The sequence below is a fragment of the Burkholderiales bacterium genome (assembly GCA_036262035.1).
Lineage (GTDB): Bacteria > Pseudomonadota > Gammaproteobacteria > Burkholderiales > SG8-41 > JAQGMV01.
Genome location: DATAJS010000003.1, coordinates 1 through 16,109 on the forward strand (window position 1 = coordinate 1; position 16,109 = coordinate 16,109).

A 16,109-nucleotide genomic window follows, 5' to 3' on the forward strand; every position below is an offset into this window, starting at 1 on the left:
CGCGCGGACTCGTCCGGGACGACGTGACCCGCCGTCACGTCGCTTTGACGTTCTTGTTGAAGAAATCCACCGTCCGCTGCCACGACAGCTTCGCAGCCGCTTCGTCGTAGCGCGGCGTGGTGTCGTTGTGGAAGCCGTGCTGGGTGTTGGGATAGGTGTGCAGCTCGTGGCGCACCTTGTTCGCCTTCAACGCTTCGTCGAACGCCGGGATGCCCTTGTTGATGCCGGGATCCTCGCTCGCGTAATGCGCCATGATCGGCGCCTTGATCTTCGCGACGTCGTCGGGTTTCGGCTGCGCGCCGTAATAGGGCGCGCTTGCCGCGAGGTCGGGAAAGCGCACCGCCATCTGGTTCACCACGCCGCCGCCGAAGCAGAAGCCCACCGCGCCGATCTTGCCGGTCGTGTCGTTGCGCGCCTTCACGTACGGCACCGCGTTGAGCAGGTCCTCGATCATCTTCGCGCGGTCCTGCTTGGCGAACATCTCGCGCGCCTTGTCTTCGTCGCCGGGATAGCCGCCGAACGGTGACAGCGAATCGGGCGCGAAAGCGAGATACCCGAGCACGCCGAGGCGGCGCGCGACGTCCTCGATGTAGGGATTGAGACCGCGGTTCTCGTGGATGACGACGATGGCCGGCAGCTTTGCCGCGCCTTTGGCGGGTTTCACGAGGTAGCCGCTGATCTTGCCCGACCCCTGCGAGCTCGTGTAGCTCACCGTCTCGGTGCGTATGCGCGCGTCGTCCTTCGGCACCTGGTTCGCCCACGCGAAGTTGGGCTTGAGCGCTTCGAACATCGCCGCGGCGGTGAAGCCGCCGACCGCGAACTTCGATGCGCCGTCCAGGAACTGGCGGCGGGACACGCTGCCGTGCACGTAGCCCTGGAAGAGCTTCATCACTTCCGGGTGAAAATCGCTGGCCTTTTTGCGTTCCATCGAGCCCCCTTGGGTCGTTTGATTGGCGGACACGAACGATAACAGGAATGCCGGACGGATATTCCTGCGGAAACGTCAAAAGCGATTTTTAGCCGCAAAGGACGCCAAGGACGCAAAGGAAAATCGAATACGTCATCGCGAGGCGCCGCCGGGCGCCGTGGCGATCTCGTGGCGCACGGCGCTCCGTCCGTCACGGGATTGCTTCGTCGCTACCGCTCCTCGCAATGACTCTTTTGCTTTCCTTTGCGTCCTTTGCGTCCTTGGCGGTTCAATTGTTTTTTACGTGCTTCACCAGCTGCCGCGGCCCGACTTCGCCGCCGTAGACGTTGCCTTTGGCGTCGACCGCGACGCCTTCGGCCGCGCTGGTGCCTTTGAGCTCCAGCGGATCGGGGATGCGGTAGAGCACGTTTCCATTCTTGACGCTGCCGATGCGGATGCCGCGCTTCCAGTCGCCGTGCGGGACGGTGCCGTTCGATTCGGAGTCGGCGACGTAGATCGTATCGCCGCGGATGGCGATACCGCTCGGCCGGCCGAACTGCTTCCACTCGGCGATGAAGCGGCCGTCCCGGTCGAGGATCTGGATGCGGTTGTTGCCGCGGTCGGCGACGAAGAGCCGGCCTTGCGCGTCGATCGCAATGTCGTGCGGCGTCCTGAACTCGCCCGGCCCGGCGCCGAGCTTGCCGAACGAGCGCACGAACTGGCCGTCCTTCGTGAACTTCGAGATGCGCGACACCGCCGGCGGGTTGGCCGCGCCGCCATGGCCCTCCGTGACGTAGATGTCGCCGTTGGGCGCGACGACGACGCTGTTGGGCTCGGTGAGCGCGTCCGGCGGATCGCCCGCGACGCCCGGCATGCCGATGGTCATCAGCAGCTTCCCCTCGGGGCTGAACTTCATCACCGCGTGCCCTTTGCCGCCGTCCTGCGGGTGCTCCTTGCGCTCGCGCGCGTTGATGCCGCGCCCGTCGACGACCCACACGTTGCCTTCTCCATCGACATGGATCTTGTGCGGGAAGACGAACATCTCGCTGCCGAAGCTTGTCCGGAGATTGCCCGCCGCGTCGAACCTGAGCACCGGCGGCAGCTTCGAGCCCGCGCAACTGTCGTACTGGAACGGCGACTCGCCGGGCGGCGCGTTGGGATTCGCGCCGCAGCGGTCGGCGACCCACAGCGATTCGCCGTCGCGGTCGATCGCCACCGCGTTGAGCGCGCCCCACGTGCGGCCGTCGGGCAGCTTGCCCCACGGCGCGGTGGTCTTGTATGGATTCGGCAGATCGTTCGTCGCCGGCGCGGCCGACTGCGAGCCGGCATCCGCGCCGCACAGCAGTATGGCGGCAGTGAGCGCGCTGACGACTCTGAATCCGCTTGTCATGACGTGTCCCCTCAGATCATGGCTAGTATGCACCGGCGCGCGCCAGCATCGCCGCCGCCGTCTCGTCCGCGTCGCCGCGATCGCCTTCGAGCACGATCGCGGAGCTCACCACGGCGCCCAGCGCGCGCAGCGCGCGCTCGGACGCGCTGCGCGCGGCGACCGCGTTCTCGAGCAGCCTCAGCACGCCGGCGCCGCGCGAGATGGCGCGCGGCTGCCATGCCGCGCCCGCGACGTAACGCGTGACGATGACGAGCCCCGCGGTCATTGCACCGTGAGCCGGCATCGGCACGTCGACCGCATACTGCGCGTGCTCGCCTTCGCGGCGCAGCTCGAGCGGTTTCACGAAAGGCTCGATCGCGCCGCTGTCGAGGCACACCGCGTATTCGTCCGAGTAGTACGTCGCGCCCGCGCGCACCAGCGCCGCCACCAGCGTCGACTTGCCGGAGAAGCTCGGGCCGGGGACGACGATCGCGCGCTCGTTCCATGCGACCACGCCGGCGTGCACGAACACCCGCTCCGGCGCGTGCTCGGCGATCGTGAGCCGCACCGCGGCCTCGAGGCGGTCGATCTCTTCTTCGCCGCCCAACGCAAAAGTCGCCGTAACCGGACCTTCGGCGCGCGCAGTAACCGCGTACGGAAACCTGCGGCGCACGCGCTCGAGCGCATCGGCGCTGTCCGCGCGGATGGCGACGCGAACGCCGAAGGCTTCGAGCGTTATCCCGCCGCTCACGCGCGCAGGCGGGCGCGCGCGTAGCGGCCGCAGAACCGCACGGCGCGCGTGAGCATCAGCGCGCACTGGTAGGGCGCGTGGAAGGCGTCCGGCGGATTGCCGTAAACGCTCGCCGCGTCGTACGCGAGCGGCCAGCGGCGGCGCACGCCATGCACGAATTGCCGCGGCAGGAGGAGCACGTCCGAGAACGGCTTCAACGGCTCGGTGAGATCGACGCCCCATTCGGAGAGCGTCCGGCGCACCAGCCACGGCGGCGCGGGACGCCGCAGCGCTTCCGGCAGGCAGGGCGAGTGCGCGCCGAGCAGCGCGCGCGCGAGCGCGCAGGCGACCGCGATCCATTGCGCGTGCAGCGTGTCGGTCCCGGCGCACACGGTCCAGTCGAAACGCTCGTCGATCGCTTCCAGCGCGGCCGCGACGTCGCACAACCAGACGGGACGCAAGGTGGGATGCCGCAGGAAGTGCGTCGCGACCAGCGCGAGATGGTCTTCGGGGCCGAGCACGGCGACGTCGACGCCTTCGAGCGTGAGCACGCGCGAGCGGCGATGCAGGTCGTCGAACGAGCGCCCCGGCAGGTCCAGCGTGCGGTCGTGCAGGTCGACGTCGATGGTGCCCGCGGCGGCGGCACGCAGGCACATCCTGGCGCGGGCGTAGTCCTCGGGCCGCACCAGCAGGTCGATGTCGCCGTACGGCCGCAAACCTGAATGCGCATAGTAAGCCGCCGAGGCGCGGCCTTTGAGGAGGAGCGCGTCGATCGACGCCTCCCTCAACAGCGTGAAGAGCTGCGCGATGCGCTGCTCATACGCAGCACCGCGCAGCGTCTGGTAGACGAGCTCCGAATGTGCGACGCGCGCCGCCGGGCACCCCTCGAGCGCACTGCCGCGCAGGCTCGGCCACGCGAGCGCGGCCGAGCCCGAACGCCGCAGATGCGCGACGAGCGCGTCGAGACGCGTAGCGGTGAAGTGCGGTGCGGGAGGCGGCTTGTGGCGCCACGCGCCGGCGAGCAGGGACGCGATCCCCGCGCCGGCGACGCCTTCCGGCATGTTAGGGCGGAGGCGGCGAGGCGGCCTGGGCCGGCGTCGGTGCGACGATCGACGCGACCAGCGGCACCGCGACGACCGAGGCGAACGCCAGCGTGCGCACCGCTTCGCGGCGCGCGAGCTGCTGCACCAGCTCCGGCGGAACGACGGGCTCCTCGAGCAGCTCGGCTTTTTCGAGCTGCATCAGGGCCTGCCATACGGTGTGCTCGCGCACGTCGGTCTTCAGGTCCGTCGCGAGCGCGGCGGCGATCTCGGTCACGGTATTGCGGCCGTCGCACACGCGCCACACGCGCGCGGCGGTGTCGTTCAGGCAGTGCGCCTTGTCCGCGGTGGAATCGTAGACGATGAGCTCGCTGTCGACCTCGCGGCGAATGATGCGGTCGTCGTTGCGTGCACGCGGTTTGTTGTTTCGTGCATCCATTTTTATTTCTCGCAGTCGGAGTCTATGGGTGCGTTACGGAAACACGCCTGAGCGGAGCGGCGTTGTCAGGCATGCTGTAAGTAGCATGCCATGCGCAGCCGTGTCCAGCGCACGGCCTTCGATTTACGGCACTTGTCCCGCGGCGCATCCGGCGCGCCGGCGCCCGGTTAATATCGGGACAAATACAAGTACGAGCCGAGGAGGATTCGTGGGTCCCATGCACGCCCTGCACAAAATCCTGGCGAACCGATCGCGCCCGAAGCGCGATCATGTCGCGCCGGGCGACTTCGTCGAGGTCGAGCCCGACGCCTTCGGCGTCATCCTCGCGATCAACGGCACCGAAGCCAAACGCCTCCAGGCCGATCTCGACGAGCTGGGGATCACCGAGCTTCCTCTGAGGGAGCGCATCTATGCCGTCTCCGACCACGCGTCTCCCGCGCCGACCGTTGCCATCGCGCAGGGGCAGAAGCTCTGGCGCGAGTTCTTCCAGAAGCACGGCGTGCGCATCTTCGACGGCGGCGCGGGCGTGTCTCACCTTCTGCTGCCGGAAGAGGGACTGATCCGGCCCGGCATGCTCGCGGTCGTCATCGACTCGCACGCGCCGACGATGGGCGCGATCGGCATGTACGCGAGCTCGCTCGGCGGCGGGCGGCTCACGCTCTACGCGATCGGGCGCTACGTGATGCAGGCGCCGAAAGTGACTCTGGTGCGCGTGAGCGGCCATCTCGAGCCCGGCGTGTCGGGACGCGATGCGTCGCTCTACGTGAACGGCAAGCTCGGCCAGCGCGGCGCGTACGGCAACGCGGTGGAGTTCGCGGGATCGTTCATCGACGCGCTTTCCATGGACATGCGCTTCACCTTCGCCAACATGGGCACCGAGATGGGCGCGGTTACGTCGTACCTCCAGCCCGATGCGAAGACGCTGGATTGGGTGAATGCGCACGGCGCCGCGCCGTATACCGTGTACGAGACCGACCCGGGCTTCGAGTACGACCGCGTGCACGAAGTCGACGTCTCGGGCATAGAGCCGCAGATCGCCGTGCCTCATGCGCCCGACGACGTGCACCCGGTGAGCGAGATCGCCGGCCGGCGCATCGACCAGGCGTACATCGGTTCGTGCGCGAGCGGACGGCTCGAAGACATGGCCGCGGCGGCTGCGGTGCTGAAAGGCCGCAAGGTGCATCCGGACGTGCGGCTGGTGGTGACGCCGGGCTCGCGCGAAGTGCTCAAGGCCGCGACCGCGGCGGGTTACGTCCAGACGCTGCACGAAGCGAACGCGATCGTGACCAGCGCCAACTGCGGCGCGTGCCCCGGACTGCACGGCGGACTGCTCGCGCCGGGCGACGTCGCGATCACCTCGATCACGCGCAACTTCGAAGGGCGCATGGGGCCGGGCGGCGAGATCTATCTCGCGTCGCCGGCGACCGTGGCGGCGTCGGCGATCGAAGGCGTCATCGCAAGCCCGCTCTCGTATCTGAAGGAGGCTTTGCTTTGAAGCTGACCGGCAAAGTCTGGAAGTTCCCGCAGGCCGACATCAACACCGGTCTCATCCGCAAGCAGATGTACAACCACCTGCCGCCGGAGGAGCAGGGCAGGCACTGCCTCGAATCGCTCGACCCCGAGTTCGCGTCCAGAGCGCAGCGCGGTGACTTCATCGTCGCGGGCACCAACTTCGGCTGCGGCTCGTCGACGCCCGCGCATTTCTCGATCATCGCGCTCGGCATCTCCGCCGTGATCGCCGAATCGTTCGGGCCGCTCTTCTTCTCCAACTGCGTCGGCGGCGCGCTGTGGCCGGTGGTGTGTCCGGGCATCCTCGATCTGGTGGAGGCGGGCGACACCATGGAGATCGATACCGATACGCTCGTCGTGCGCAACGTGCGGACCGGCAAGACGCTGCAAGGCCGGCAGCTTCCCGAGATCTATCGCGGCATCATCGAAGCGGGCGGGGAAAAGCAGTACCTGAAGAAGCGACTCGAGCGCGAGCGCGCGTCGGGGGCGGCATGAACGCGCGCCGCGCCTACGATGGGAAACGCCAGTTTCCCATCGGTCGTATGTCGGCCGTGTGGCTGCCGAAGGCAGCCACGGCGTTCCTGTCGGAGCCGCCTCGCGATGACAACCAACACCGTCATTGCGAAGAGCAAAGCGACCCTTCGACTAGGCTCAGGGCAGGCTACGCAATCCCGAGGCGCTCGGCGGCAATGATCGGCGTACTGCTGCTGTCCGCCGGCACAGCGTTTGGACAGGACGCTTATCCGGTCAAGCCGATCCGGCTCATCGTGCCGTCGTCGCCGGGCGGCGGCACCGACACCTCGGCGCGCATCCTCGCTCCGAGGATGAGCGAGCTGCTCGGCCAGCAGATCGTCGTCGAGAACCGTCCCGGCGCGAGCACGCTGATCGGCATGGAAGCGGTCGCGCGCGCGGCGCCCGACGGCTACACGCTGCTCATCGGCAACAGCACGATGACCATCCTGCCGTCGATGCGCAGCAAATTGAGCGTCGATCCGATCAGGGATTTCACCGCGATCAACAAGGTCGTGGAGTCGGCGCAGGTGCTGGTGACGCATCCGTCACTGCCGGTGCGTAACCTGAAAGACCTGCTCGCGCTGGCCAAAGCGCAGCCCGGCAAGCTCAACTACGCCGCCGGCGCGCCGGGCGGCAACGGCCACCTCTCGATGGAGCTGCTGCTGAGCACCGCGGGCGTAAAGATCACCTACGTGCCTTACAAGAGCGGCAACGCGGGACTCGTCGATACCTTGTCGGGCGAGGTGACCGTCATGATGGGCAGCATCCTGTCGGTGCTGCCGCACGTAAAGAACGGAAGATTGCGCGCGCTGGGGATCACGTCGGCGAAGCGGGCGACCGGCGCCCCGGAGATTCCGACGTTGGCCGAGGCGGGACTGAAAGGTTACGAAGCGAGCCAGTGGTTCGGCTTGCTGTCCGCCGCGAATACGCCGAGGCCTGTGGCGGCAAAGCTGCACCAGGTCTCGCAGACCGCGCTCCAGGACGCGCAGGTCAGGAAGCGCATCATCGACGACGGCGCGGAACCGGTGTCGAGCAAGTCGCCCGAAGACTTTGCGGCATTCATGCGTGCCGAAGTCGCGAAGTGGGCGAAGGTGGTCAAGGCGGCAGGAATCAGCGCAAAGTAATCGTAATCGGGGTCAGGTCCACATTTCCGGGAGAAATGTGGACCTGACCCCGTTTTAGATGGGACCTTGGTCGCATAGGTCCGGCTAGGCTCGCGTGCTAGCGTCGGCGGCTGGCAACCCGGGAAGTGCCGCCCGTGCCGCTGCTGCGACGCTTGTCAGAGCACCTGCCGATCGCCGGCGTCCTCGCCGCCGGCGTCTGCTTGAGCGCGTTCGCCTGGACGCTGCTCGATCGCGAGCGCGACGCCCAGATCGCCACCGCCCTGTCCGCGACGGCGGACAAGCTCGAGAAATCGATCGAGAGCCGCATCAGCGTGATCTCGGAGATCGTGCGCGCATCGAGCTGGCTGTTCTATACGAACGTCGGCCGGCCCGACGTCGAGTTCATCAACATCGCCATCGAGGGGCTGCGCGAAGCGCCCGAGATGAAGCAGCTCGAATGGCACCCGCGCGTCACCGACGCCGACCGTGACCGCTTCGAAGCGGAGATGGCGGCGCAGCTTCCGGGGTTTCGCATCGTCGAGCCGGGCGCCGACGGCACGCTGCATCCCGCGGCGCGACGGCCGTACTATTCGCCGATCCAGTATGCCGTCCCCGCCGAGGGCACGCCGTTCGGTCTCGATACCGGCTTCATCCCGGTGCAGCGCGACGTCATCGACCGCTCGGTGACGACGATGCGGCCGCAGGCGTCCGCGCCTTTTGCCAGCATCCGCATGGATCCGGGCGGCGCGGCAGTCCGCAATCCCGATGCGATCGCGCTGGGCTACGCGATCTTCGTGCACCGCGAGCTGAACGAGAACGTGCGGCGCGAGGACCAGGTGAGAGGGCACGTCGTCGCCTTTCTGCCCCTCGACGCGCTGTTCGCGCAGGCGCGCAAGGCCGCGGCTGCCGCGCAGGTGGACATCGCGATCAGCGACGTCACCGACGGTGCGAACGAGCCGCTCATCCGACGCGCTTCGTCGGGGGCAACGCACGTGGCGCGCGGCCTCGATATCGGGGGCCGCGCGTGGACGCTGACCGTGGCGCCGCAGCCCGCGCTGCTCACGACGTTGCGCAGCAGCTATCCGGAATGGGCTTTCGCCGCGGGCCTCGCCACGACGCTCGTGCTGACGCTGCTGACGGCATATTCGCTGCGCTCGCGGCGCATCCTCCGCCAGAGCCGGGAGAAGCTTGCCGAGCGCGAAGCGTATTTCCGCGCGATCTTCGAGAACAGCGGCGTGGGCATCGTCAACCGCGACAAGGAGCGGCGGATCATCGACGTCAACGACGCGTACCTCGATTTCCTCGGCTACACGCGCGACGACATCGGCAGCCTCGGCGCCTACTCGAATTCCGATCCGGCGGGGCACGAGGAAACGCAGCGCCTGCTCGCGAAGCTCACGAGCGGCGAGATCCCGAAGTACACCCTGGAGCGCCGCTACACGACGAAAGACGGCAGCGAGCGCTGGGCCGACGTGACGGTGAGCGCGCTGCGCGACCTCGACGGCGCGTTCAAGGCGACCGTCACGATCGCCAACGACATCACCGAGCGCAAGCGTGCGGAAGCCGGGCTCGCCGACGCGCTCGCGCGCCAGAAGGCGATCTTCGACACCTCGCCCGTCGGCATCTGCGTCGTGGAGGCGCGCCGCTTCGCCACCGCCAGCCCCGCGGCCGAGCGCCTCTTCGGCTACGCGCCGGGCACGCTCACCGGCGAATACGGCGCGGTCGCGTTCGCGAGCGGCGATGCGTACGAAGAGTATCTCGCCGAAATCGAGCCGCGGCTCGCGCAAGGCGAAACGGTCGTGTCGGAGCGCACGATCCTGTGCAGGGACGGCGAGCGGCGGCACATCCGTGCGAGCGCGGTCGCCTTCGACCCCGCCGACCCCGGCAAGGGTTTGCTCGTGATCTACGAGGACGTCACCGCCGAGCACGCGGTGCAGGAGGCGCTGCGCTCCGCGCGCAAGCAGGCCGAAGAAGCGGCCGAGGCCAAGTCGATGTTCCTCGCCAACATGAGCCACGAGATCCGCACGCCGATGAACGCGATCATCGGCATGTCGCACCTCGCGCTCAAGACCGATCTCGACCCGCGCCAGCGCGATTACGTGGGCAAGATCCGGCAGGCGGGCGAGCACCTGCTCGGCATCATCAACGACATCCTCGATTTCTCGAAGGTCGAGGCGGGCAAGCTCGACGTCGAGCGCACCGCCTTCGAGCTCGAGAAGGTGCTGCAGAACGTCGCGAACCTGATCGCCGACAAGGCGCAGGCGAAAGGCCTGGAGCTTTTGTTCGACGTCGAGCCCGCGGTCCCGCACGTGCTCGTCGGCGATCCGCTGCGCATCGGCCAGGTCCTGATCAACTACGCGAACAACGCGGTGAAGTTCACCGAGCACGGCGAGATCGGTATCGTCGTGCGGTGCCGCGAAGAGGCCGCCGACGAGGTGACGCTGTACTTCGCGGTGCGCGACACCGGCGTCGGGCTCACGTCCGAGCAGCGCGCGAAGCTCTTTCGTTCGTTCGAGCAGGCTGACGCGTCCACGACCCGGCGCTACGGCGGCACGGGACTGGGGCTCGCGATCTCGAAGCGTCTCGCGGAGCTGATGGGCGGCGAGGTCGGCGTCGAGAGCGAGCCCGGCAAGGGCAGCACGTTCTGGTTCACCGCGCGGCTCGGCAAGGGCACGGCCGCGCCGAAGCCGCTGCTGCCGAGACCCGACCTGCGCGGCCGGCGCGTGCTCGTCGTCGACGACAACGCGACCGCGCGCCTGGTGCTTGCCGACCTGCTCGAATCGATGACCTTCAGAGTGCAGGCGGCGGCCTCGGGGCGCGAGGCGGTGGATGCGGTGCGCGACGCAGCCGCGGCGCACCGGCCCATCGAGATCGCGTTCGTCGACTGGCAGATGCCGGGAATGAACGGCATCGAGACCGCCCGCGCGCTGGACGCGCTCGGGCTCGAGCGCCCGCCGCAGGTCATGCTGGTCACCGCGCACGGACGCGAGGAGGTCTTCAAGGACGCGCGCGACGCGGGCCTGGAAGTGCTGCTCAAGCCGGTGAGCGCGTCACTGCTGTTCGAAGCCGCGATGCGGGCGCTCGGTGAGGAAGGGCAGTCGCAACGCGTGGAGACCGCCTCGCCGCAGACGACGACGGCGTCGCTCGCTTCGATCGCTGGCGCGCGCATCCTGCTCGTCGAGGACAACGAGCTCAACCAGCAGGTCGCGTGCGGGCTGCTGGAGGAGGGCGGCTTCGTCATCGACGTCGCAGGCGACGGCCAGGCGGCGCTCGACAAGCTGCGCGCGCAGGCGTACGACCTCGTGCTCATGGACGTGCAGATGCCGGTGATGGACGGCCTCGCCGCCACGCGCGAGATCCGCAAGCTGCCGGGCTGCGCCACGCTGCCGATCGTCGCGATGACCGCCAACGTCATGGCCGACGACCTCCAGCAGTGCCGCGACGCCGGCATGAACGATCACGTCGGCAAGCCGATCGACCCGCAGCAGCTTTTCGATGCGCTGTTGAAATGGATACCGGCTCGCGCGCGCGGAGCGGAGCCTGCAGTCGGCCCGCCGGCCGCGCCGGCCGTCGCTGAATTCGAGATCTCGATCGTGGGCCTGGACGCGCGTGCCGGCCTGCGGCGCACGCTCAACAAGCACTCGGCGTACGAACGGCTGCTGCGCGGCTTCGTGGCGAACCATGCGGCCACCGTGGCCGCGATCCGCGCCGCGCTCGAGCGCGGCGAGCGCGAAGTCGCGCAACGCGCGGCGCACACGCTGAAGGGCATCGCCGGAACGATCGGCGCCGGCCCTTTGCAGGCGCATGCGGGGGCCGTCGAGGACGCGCTGCGCGCCGGCGCGCCCGCCGCGGACCTCGCGCCGCCGCTCGCGTCGATGGAGGCCGAGCTCGCGCGGCTCACGGCGGCGCTGAGCGAGAAGCTCGGCGCGGCCCCGGCCGCCGCGCCGGCCGACGTCGACTGGGCCGAGGCGGGGCGCCTGCTGGAGCGCATCGAAACCCTGCTCGCAAGCGACGACGCGCAGGCGGTGGACGTTTTCACCGATCATGCGGCGCTGCTGCGCGCCGCGTGCGGCGACGACGCGGCGGAGATCGAGAAGAGCGTCGCCGCCTATCTCTTCGTGCCCGCGCTCGCCGCCGTCCGGCGCGTGAGATCGCGCATTCAGCAACCGCAGGAACAGCCGTGACGAGCGACCGATGGACACCGTGAACCAGCGCAGCGTGCTCGTCGTCGACGACACGCCCGAGAACATCACACTGCTGTCCGGCCTGCTCAGGCCGGAATACAACGTGAAGGTCGCGCCTTCGGGCGAGCGCGCGCTGCAGATCGCCCTGGGCGAGACGCCGCCGGACCTCATCCTGCTCGACATCATGATGCCGGAGATGGACGGCTACGAGGTGCTGCGGCGGCTGCGCGCGGAGGCGCGCACGAGCGAGATCCCGGTGATCTTCCTCACCGCGATGACGAGCTCCGGCGACGAAGAGCGCGGGCTCGAGATGGGCGCCGTCGACTACATCGCCAAGCCGATCAGCCCGCCGATCGTGCTCGCGCGCGTGCGCAATCACCTCGCGCTCGCCGAGCGCACCAAGACGCTGCGCGGGCTCGCCGACAAGCTCTCGCGCTATCTCGCGCCGCAGGTCTACCGGTCGATCTTCGAGGGCCGGCAGCAGGCCGCGGTGAGCACCCGCCGCAGGAAGCTGACGATCTTCTTCTCGGACATCATGAACTTCACCGACACCACGGAGGACATGGCGCCCGAAGACCTCACGTTCCTGCTCAACCAGTATTTCACCGAGATGTCGAAGATCGCGCTCGAGTACGGCGGCACGATCGACAAGTACATCGGCGACGCGATCATGATCTTCTTCGGCGACCCCGAGTCGCGCGGCGTGGAGGAGGACGCGCTGCAGTGCGTGCGCATGGCGATGGCGATGCAGCGCAGGCTCGCCGACCTCCAGGAGCAGTGGCGCCAGAAAGGCTACGACAAGCCGTTCCACCAGCGCATCGGCATCAACACCGGGTTCTGCAACGTCGGCAACTTCGGCAGCGATTTCCGCCTGAACTACACCATCATCGGTCCCGAGGTGAACCTCGCCGCGCGTCTCGAGCAGGCCGCGGACCCGAGCGGTATCCTCATGTCGTACGAGACCTACGCGCTGGTGCAGGAAGAGATCGAGGCCGAGGAGCGGCCGCCCGTGCGCGCGAAAGGGATCGCCCGCGAGATCCGGGCGTTCGCGGTGGTCGACGCGGCGGGCAAGCTGGTATCCCAGAGCCGTATCCTGCGCCGTCACGGCATGGGCATGAAGCTGTACCTCGACGTCGACCGTCTCAACGGGCAGGATCGGACGACGGCGATGTCGGACCTGCGCGAGGCGCTCGAGCGCCTGCAGCGCCTGCAGTGACGACCGAACGGAGAGCCGCATGAGCGAAGCGCTGGATTTTGCAGGCAAACGCGACATACTCGCGGTCGACGACGTGCCGGAGAATCTCAACGTGATCAGCGGCGTGCTGCGGCCGCACTACAAGGTGCGGGTCGCCCCTTCCGGCGCGCGTGCTCTTCAGATCTGTTTTTCGGACGATCCGCCGGACCTGGTGCTGCTCGACATCGAGATGCCGGAGATGGACGGTTACGAAGTGCTGCGGCGTCTGACCGCCGCGCCCGAGACGGCCGGCATCCCGGTGATCTTCGTCACCGCGCGGGACACCGACGAGGACGAGCAGGTCGGGCTCGACCTCGGCGCGGTCGACTACATCACCAAGCCGATCAGCCCCGGCATCGTGCTCGCGCGGGTGCGCACGCACCTGCTGCTCAAGGAGGCGCGCGACTATCTCCAGGACGAAAAGCGCTTTCTCACCTACCGGCTGAGCGGCGCGCAGAGCACGGCGATCGAGGCGTTCGCGGCGCTGGCCGCGATGCGCGACGACGAGTCGCCGAAGCACATCCTGCGCATGCAGGCCTACGTGCGCGCGCTGGCGGACGCGCTGCACGATCATCCGCGCTACGCTGCGTTCGTCGCCGACCACATCGATCTACTCGTCGAATCGGTGCCGGTGCACGACATCGGCAAGGTCGGCGTCTCCGACCGCTTCCTGTACGGCATCGACGACGCCGACGGCGCCGCGCTCGACGCGATGAAGGCGCATCCGACGATCGGCCGCGACGTCATCGACCGCGTCCAGCGTCGGATGGGCGCCGACGCGGGATTTTTAAGGGTGGCGCGCGACATCGCGTACTCGCACCACGAGAAGTGGGACGGCAGCGGCTATCCGCAGGGCCTGCGCGGCGACGACATCCCCATTCCGGCGCGGCTCGTCGCGCTGGCCGACGTCTACGACGCGCTCACCCGCGGCCGCGCGCACGGCGAGCCCACGTCCCACGAGGACGCGGCGGGCATCATCGCCGCGGCGGGCGGCACCCATTTCGATCCCGACGTCGTCGACGCGTTCAGGCGCGGCGCGAGCGAGTTCCGCGCGATCGCGGCGAGGTATGCCGAGACCGAAGCGGAGCTCGCGGCTCGCGAGGTGTGATGGGGCAGCCCGAAATCAAAGCAGGGAAGGACAAGGGCGCGAAGGGAAAACAAAGGACGCCAAGAAAAGCCGATCGATCAAAAAGCGCAAGGCGAACATCCAGACCAAGGTGAGAGGCACGGTCGCCAGGCGGCTCGAATAGCGGTCGTGGGCGGGACGTTGTTGGTGACCCGCTTCATTCGTAGTCACGGCTTGATCCGACGGTTTCCGTTTCGACGCGGCGGCGATCGTCAGATCAATTCTTCTCGTCCCGGATCCCACCCGGGACCTCAGTCGGGCAGGGCCCGAGTGATATCCTCCCACGGGAGGGGTTCGAGCCGCTTGGCGTCCATCCCCTTCACCGTCGCGCCCCTGGGTTTTTGGCTTTCGAGTCATTCGCTTTCCTTTGCGCCCTTTGGATTTTCCTTTGCGTCCTTGTCCTTCATCTGCTTTGAACCGGGGCCAGATCCTGGTGGCGCTGGCGATCGCGCTCGCCGCAACCGGCGCTGCGTTCGCTCAGAATTACCCGGCCCGGCCGATACGGATGGTGGTGCCTTTCGCGCCCGGCGGCGGCACCGACGTGATCGCGCGCTACGTCGCGGCCGGCATGACCGAATCGATGGGCCGGCAGGTGGTCGTCGACAATCGTGCCGGCGCGAACGGCATCGTCGGCACCGAGATCGTGGCGCGCTCGGCCCCGGACGGCTACACGCTGCTCTTCGTGTCGAGCCCGCACTCGGTGAATCCGAGCCTCTATCCCAGGCTGCCGTACGACACCCTGCGCGATTTCGCGCCGGTGTCGATGGTCGCGCTGTCGCCGTACGTGCTGGTCGTCCATCCTTCGCTGCCGGTGAAGACCGTGAAGGACCTGATCGCGCTCGCGAAAGCCAAGCCCGATCAGATCTCCTACGGCTCCGGCGGCAGCGGCAGCTCGGCGCAGCTCGCCGCCGAGCTCTTCAAGCAGATGGCGGACGTGAAGATCCGCGAGATTCCTTATAAAGGCGCGGGTCCCGCGCTGCTGGCGACGCTGGCGGGCGAGAGCCAGGCGGTGTTCGGCAACGCGCTCACGGTGAAGCCGCACATACAGAGCGGTCGGCTGCGCGCGCTGGGGATCGCGAGCGAGAAGCGGTCGCAGCTCGATCCGGACCTGCCGACGATCGCCGAAGCGGGCGTGCCGGGCTATCACGCCGACGCGGTGCTCGGTGCGTTGGTGCCCGCACGCACGCCGCGCGCGATCGTCGGCCGGCTCAACGCCGAGATCCACAGGACGATGAAGAAGGACGGCGCGCAGGAGGCGATGCGCAACGTCGGTGTCGAGATCGCGCTCGGCACGCCCGAGGAGTTCGGGCGCGTGATCGAGTCCGAGATGCGGCGCTGGGGAAAGCTCGTCAGGGCGCTGAAGCTGAAAGTGGAGTGACCCGGCCCACGACACGCCGCGCCTCGGCGCGCAACTCGGTCGCCGGATACATCGCATGCACCTCGACGCTGAGCGACCTGTCCTCGGTAATCACCCACGCGCCGATCACGTGCATGCGCTGGCCGTTCTGCGGCGGGGTTCCGGCGGCGGCTTGCATGCCGCACGGGATCGAAAGGTTCCCGAACTGGAGCGAGAACGTCGCGTTGCCGTCGGCAGGCGAACGGGGATCGGCGAAATCGCTCAGGATGCCGATGGCGGAGAACGGATGACTGAGCTTCGCCATCACATGTGCGCGACCTGTTCCACGCGCCAATAGCCCATCGGCTGCGACATATCGCGCCGCCAGTGCGCGCCGCACATCCGGCAGGTAAACGCTTTGATGTGCAATCGGGGTGCAGGCAGCATGTCCTCGACGAGATCGTCGTGAGGATCGATGTGGGTCGGCGCCTTGAGCAGGCCGACGCATTCGAAGCATCGAGACATCCCAAATCTCCTGTTCTCAGAGGTTTCCGGGTGTCCCTGAACCGATTTACCTGACATGCTCGCAGCATGCACCGTGCCCGGAGGGTTCCTCCGG

Annotated in this window: 14 protein-coding genes; 7 read left to right on the plus strand and 7 right to left on the minus strand. The window is 68.1% G+C overall.

The features are described from left to right. Nucleotides 1-34 precede the first annotated feature (34 nt). The 5 genes from VHP37_01230 to VHP37_01250 all read right to left on the minus strand — a co-directional run bounded on the left by VHP37_01230 (nucleotide 35) and on the right by VHP37_01250 (nucleotide 4,485). The gene (locus VHP37_01230) at nucleotides 35-928 is read right to left on the minus strand and encodes a dienelactone hydrolase family protein (protein ID HEX2824941.1); all 894 of its coding nucleotides are present in this window, start codon (nucleotides 926-928) and stop codon (nucleotides 35-37) included. Between the two features lie 268 nt (nucleotides 929-1,196). After that, the gene (locus VHP37_01235; protein ID HEX2824942.1) at nucleotides 1,197-2,297 is read right to left on the minus strand and encodes a peptidyl-alpha-hydroxyglycine alpha-amidating lyase family protein; all 1,101 of its coding nucleotides are present in this window, start codon (nucleotides 2,295-2,297) and stop codon (nucleotides 1,197-1,199) included. Between the two features lie 22 nt (nucleotides 2,298-2,319). Next, nucleotides 2,320-3,027, minus strand: a complete 708-nt coding sequence (locus VHP37_01240) for a hypothetical protein (protein ID HEX2824943.1) — start codon at nucleotides 3,025-3,027, stop codon at nucleotides 2,320-2,322. After that, complete coding sequence (locus VHP37_01245; protein ID HEX2824944.1) at nucleotides 3,024-4,067, minus strand: nucleotidyltransferase family protein; 1,044 nt, start codon at nucleotides 4,065-4,067, stop codon at nucleotides 3,024-3,026. The genes VHP37_01240 and VHP37_01245 overlap by 4 nt, the downstream gene beginning before the upstream one ends. 1 nt (nucleotide 4,068) lies before the next feature. Continuing rightward, nucleotides 4,069-4,485, minus strand: coding sequence for a PqqD family protein (locus tag VHP37_01250; GenBank protein HEX2824945.1), 417 nt, complete (start codon nucleotides 4,483-4,485; stop codon nucleotides 4,069-4,071). 217 nt (nucleotides 4,486-4,702) lie between these two features. On the opposite strand from VHP37_01250, the gene VHP37_01255 reads away from it, so the two are divergent. From VHP37_01255 to VHP37_01285, 7 genes are all read left to right on the plus strand, one after another. Beyond that, nucleotides 4,703-5,980 carry an aconitase/3-isopropylmalate dehydratase large subunit family protein gene (locus tag VHP37_01255; protein ID HEX2824946.1) on the plus strand — a complete coding sequence of 426 codons (1,278 nt, stop codon included), beginning with the start codon at nucleotides 4,703-4,705 and terminating at the stop codon, nucleotides 5,978-5,980. Then, entirely contained in the window at nucleotides 5,977-6,489 is a 513-nt protein-coding gene (locus VHP37_01260; protein ID HEX2824947.1) for a 3-isopropylmalate dehydratase, read from the plus strand. Before VHP37_01255 ends, VHP37_01260 begins: the two co-directional genes overlap by 4 nt. Nucleotides 6,490-6,683: 194 nt before the next feature. Beyond that, nucleotides 6,684-7,631, plus strand: coding sequence for a tripartite tricarboxylate transporter substrate binding protein (locus VHP37_01265; GenBank protein ID HEX2824948.1), 948 nt, complete (start codon nucleotides 6,684-6,686; stop codon nucleotides 7,629-7,631). 134 nt (nucleotides 7,632-7,765) lie between these two features. Then, complete coding sequence (locus VHP37_01270) at nucleotides 7,766-11,794, plus strand: response regulator (GenBank protein HEX2824949.1); 4,029 nt, start codon at nucleotides 7,766-7,768, stop codon at nucleotides 11,792-11,794. Nucleotides 11,795-11,804: 10 nt separating this feature from the next. Beyond that, entirely contained in the window at nucleotides 11,805-13,010 is a 1,206-nt protein-coding gene (locus VHP37_01275) for an adenylate/guanylate cyclase domain-containing protein (protein HEX2824950.1), read from the plus strand. A 19-nt stretch (nucleotides 13,011-13,029) separates the two neighbouring features. After that, the gene (locus VHP37_01280; GenBank protein ID HEX2824951.1) at nucleotides 13,030-14,136 is read left to right on the plus strand and encodes a response regulator; all 1,107 of its coding nucleotides are present in this window, start codon (nucleotides 13,030-13,032) and stop codon (nucleotides 14,134-14,136) included. A gap of 430 nt (nucleotides 14,137-14,566) precedes the next feature. Then, a complete protein-coding gene (locus VHP37_01285) occupies nucleotides 14,567-15,532 on the plus strand; it encodes a tripartite tricarboxylate transporter substrate binding protein (GenBank protein ID HEX2824952.1) in 966 nt (321 codons plus the stop codon). Here VHP37_01285 and VHP37_01290 read toward each other — a convergent pair. Then, complete coding sequence (locus VHP37_01290; GenBank protein HEX2824953.1) at nucleotides 15,504-15,818, minus strand: hypothetical protein; 315 nt, start codon at nucleotides 15,816-15,818, stop codon at nucleotides 15,504-15,506. The two genes, VHP37_01285 and VHP37_01290, sit on opposite strands and share 29 nt — an antisense overlap. Further along, nucleotides 15,815-16,015 carry a hypothetical protein gene (locus tag VHP37_01295; GenBank protein HEX2824954.1) on the minus strand — a complete coding sequence of 67 codons (201 nt, stop codon included), beginning with the start codon at nucleotides 16,013-16,015 and terminating at the stop codon, nucleotides 15,815-15,817. Before VHP37_01295 ends, VHP37_01290 begins: the two co-directional genes overlap by 4 nt. Between the last annotated feature and the right edge of the window lie 94 nt (nucleotides 16,016-16,109).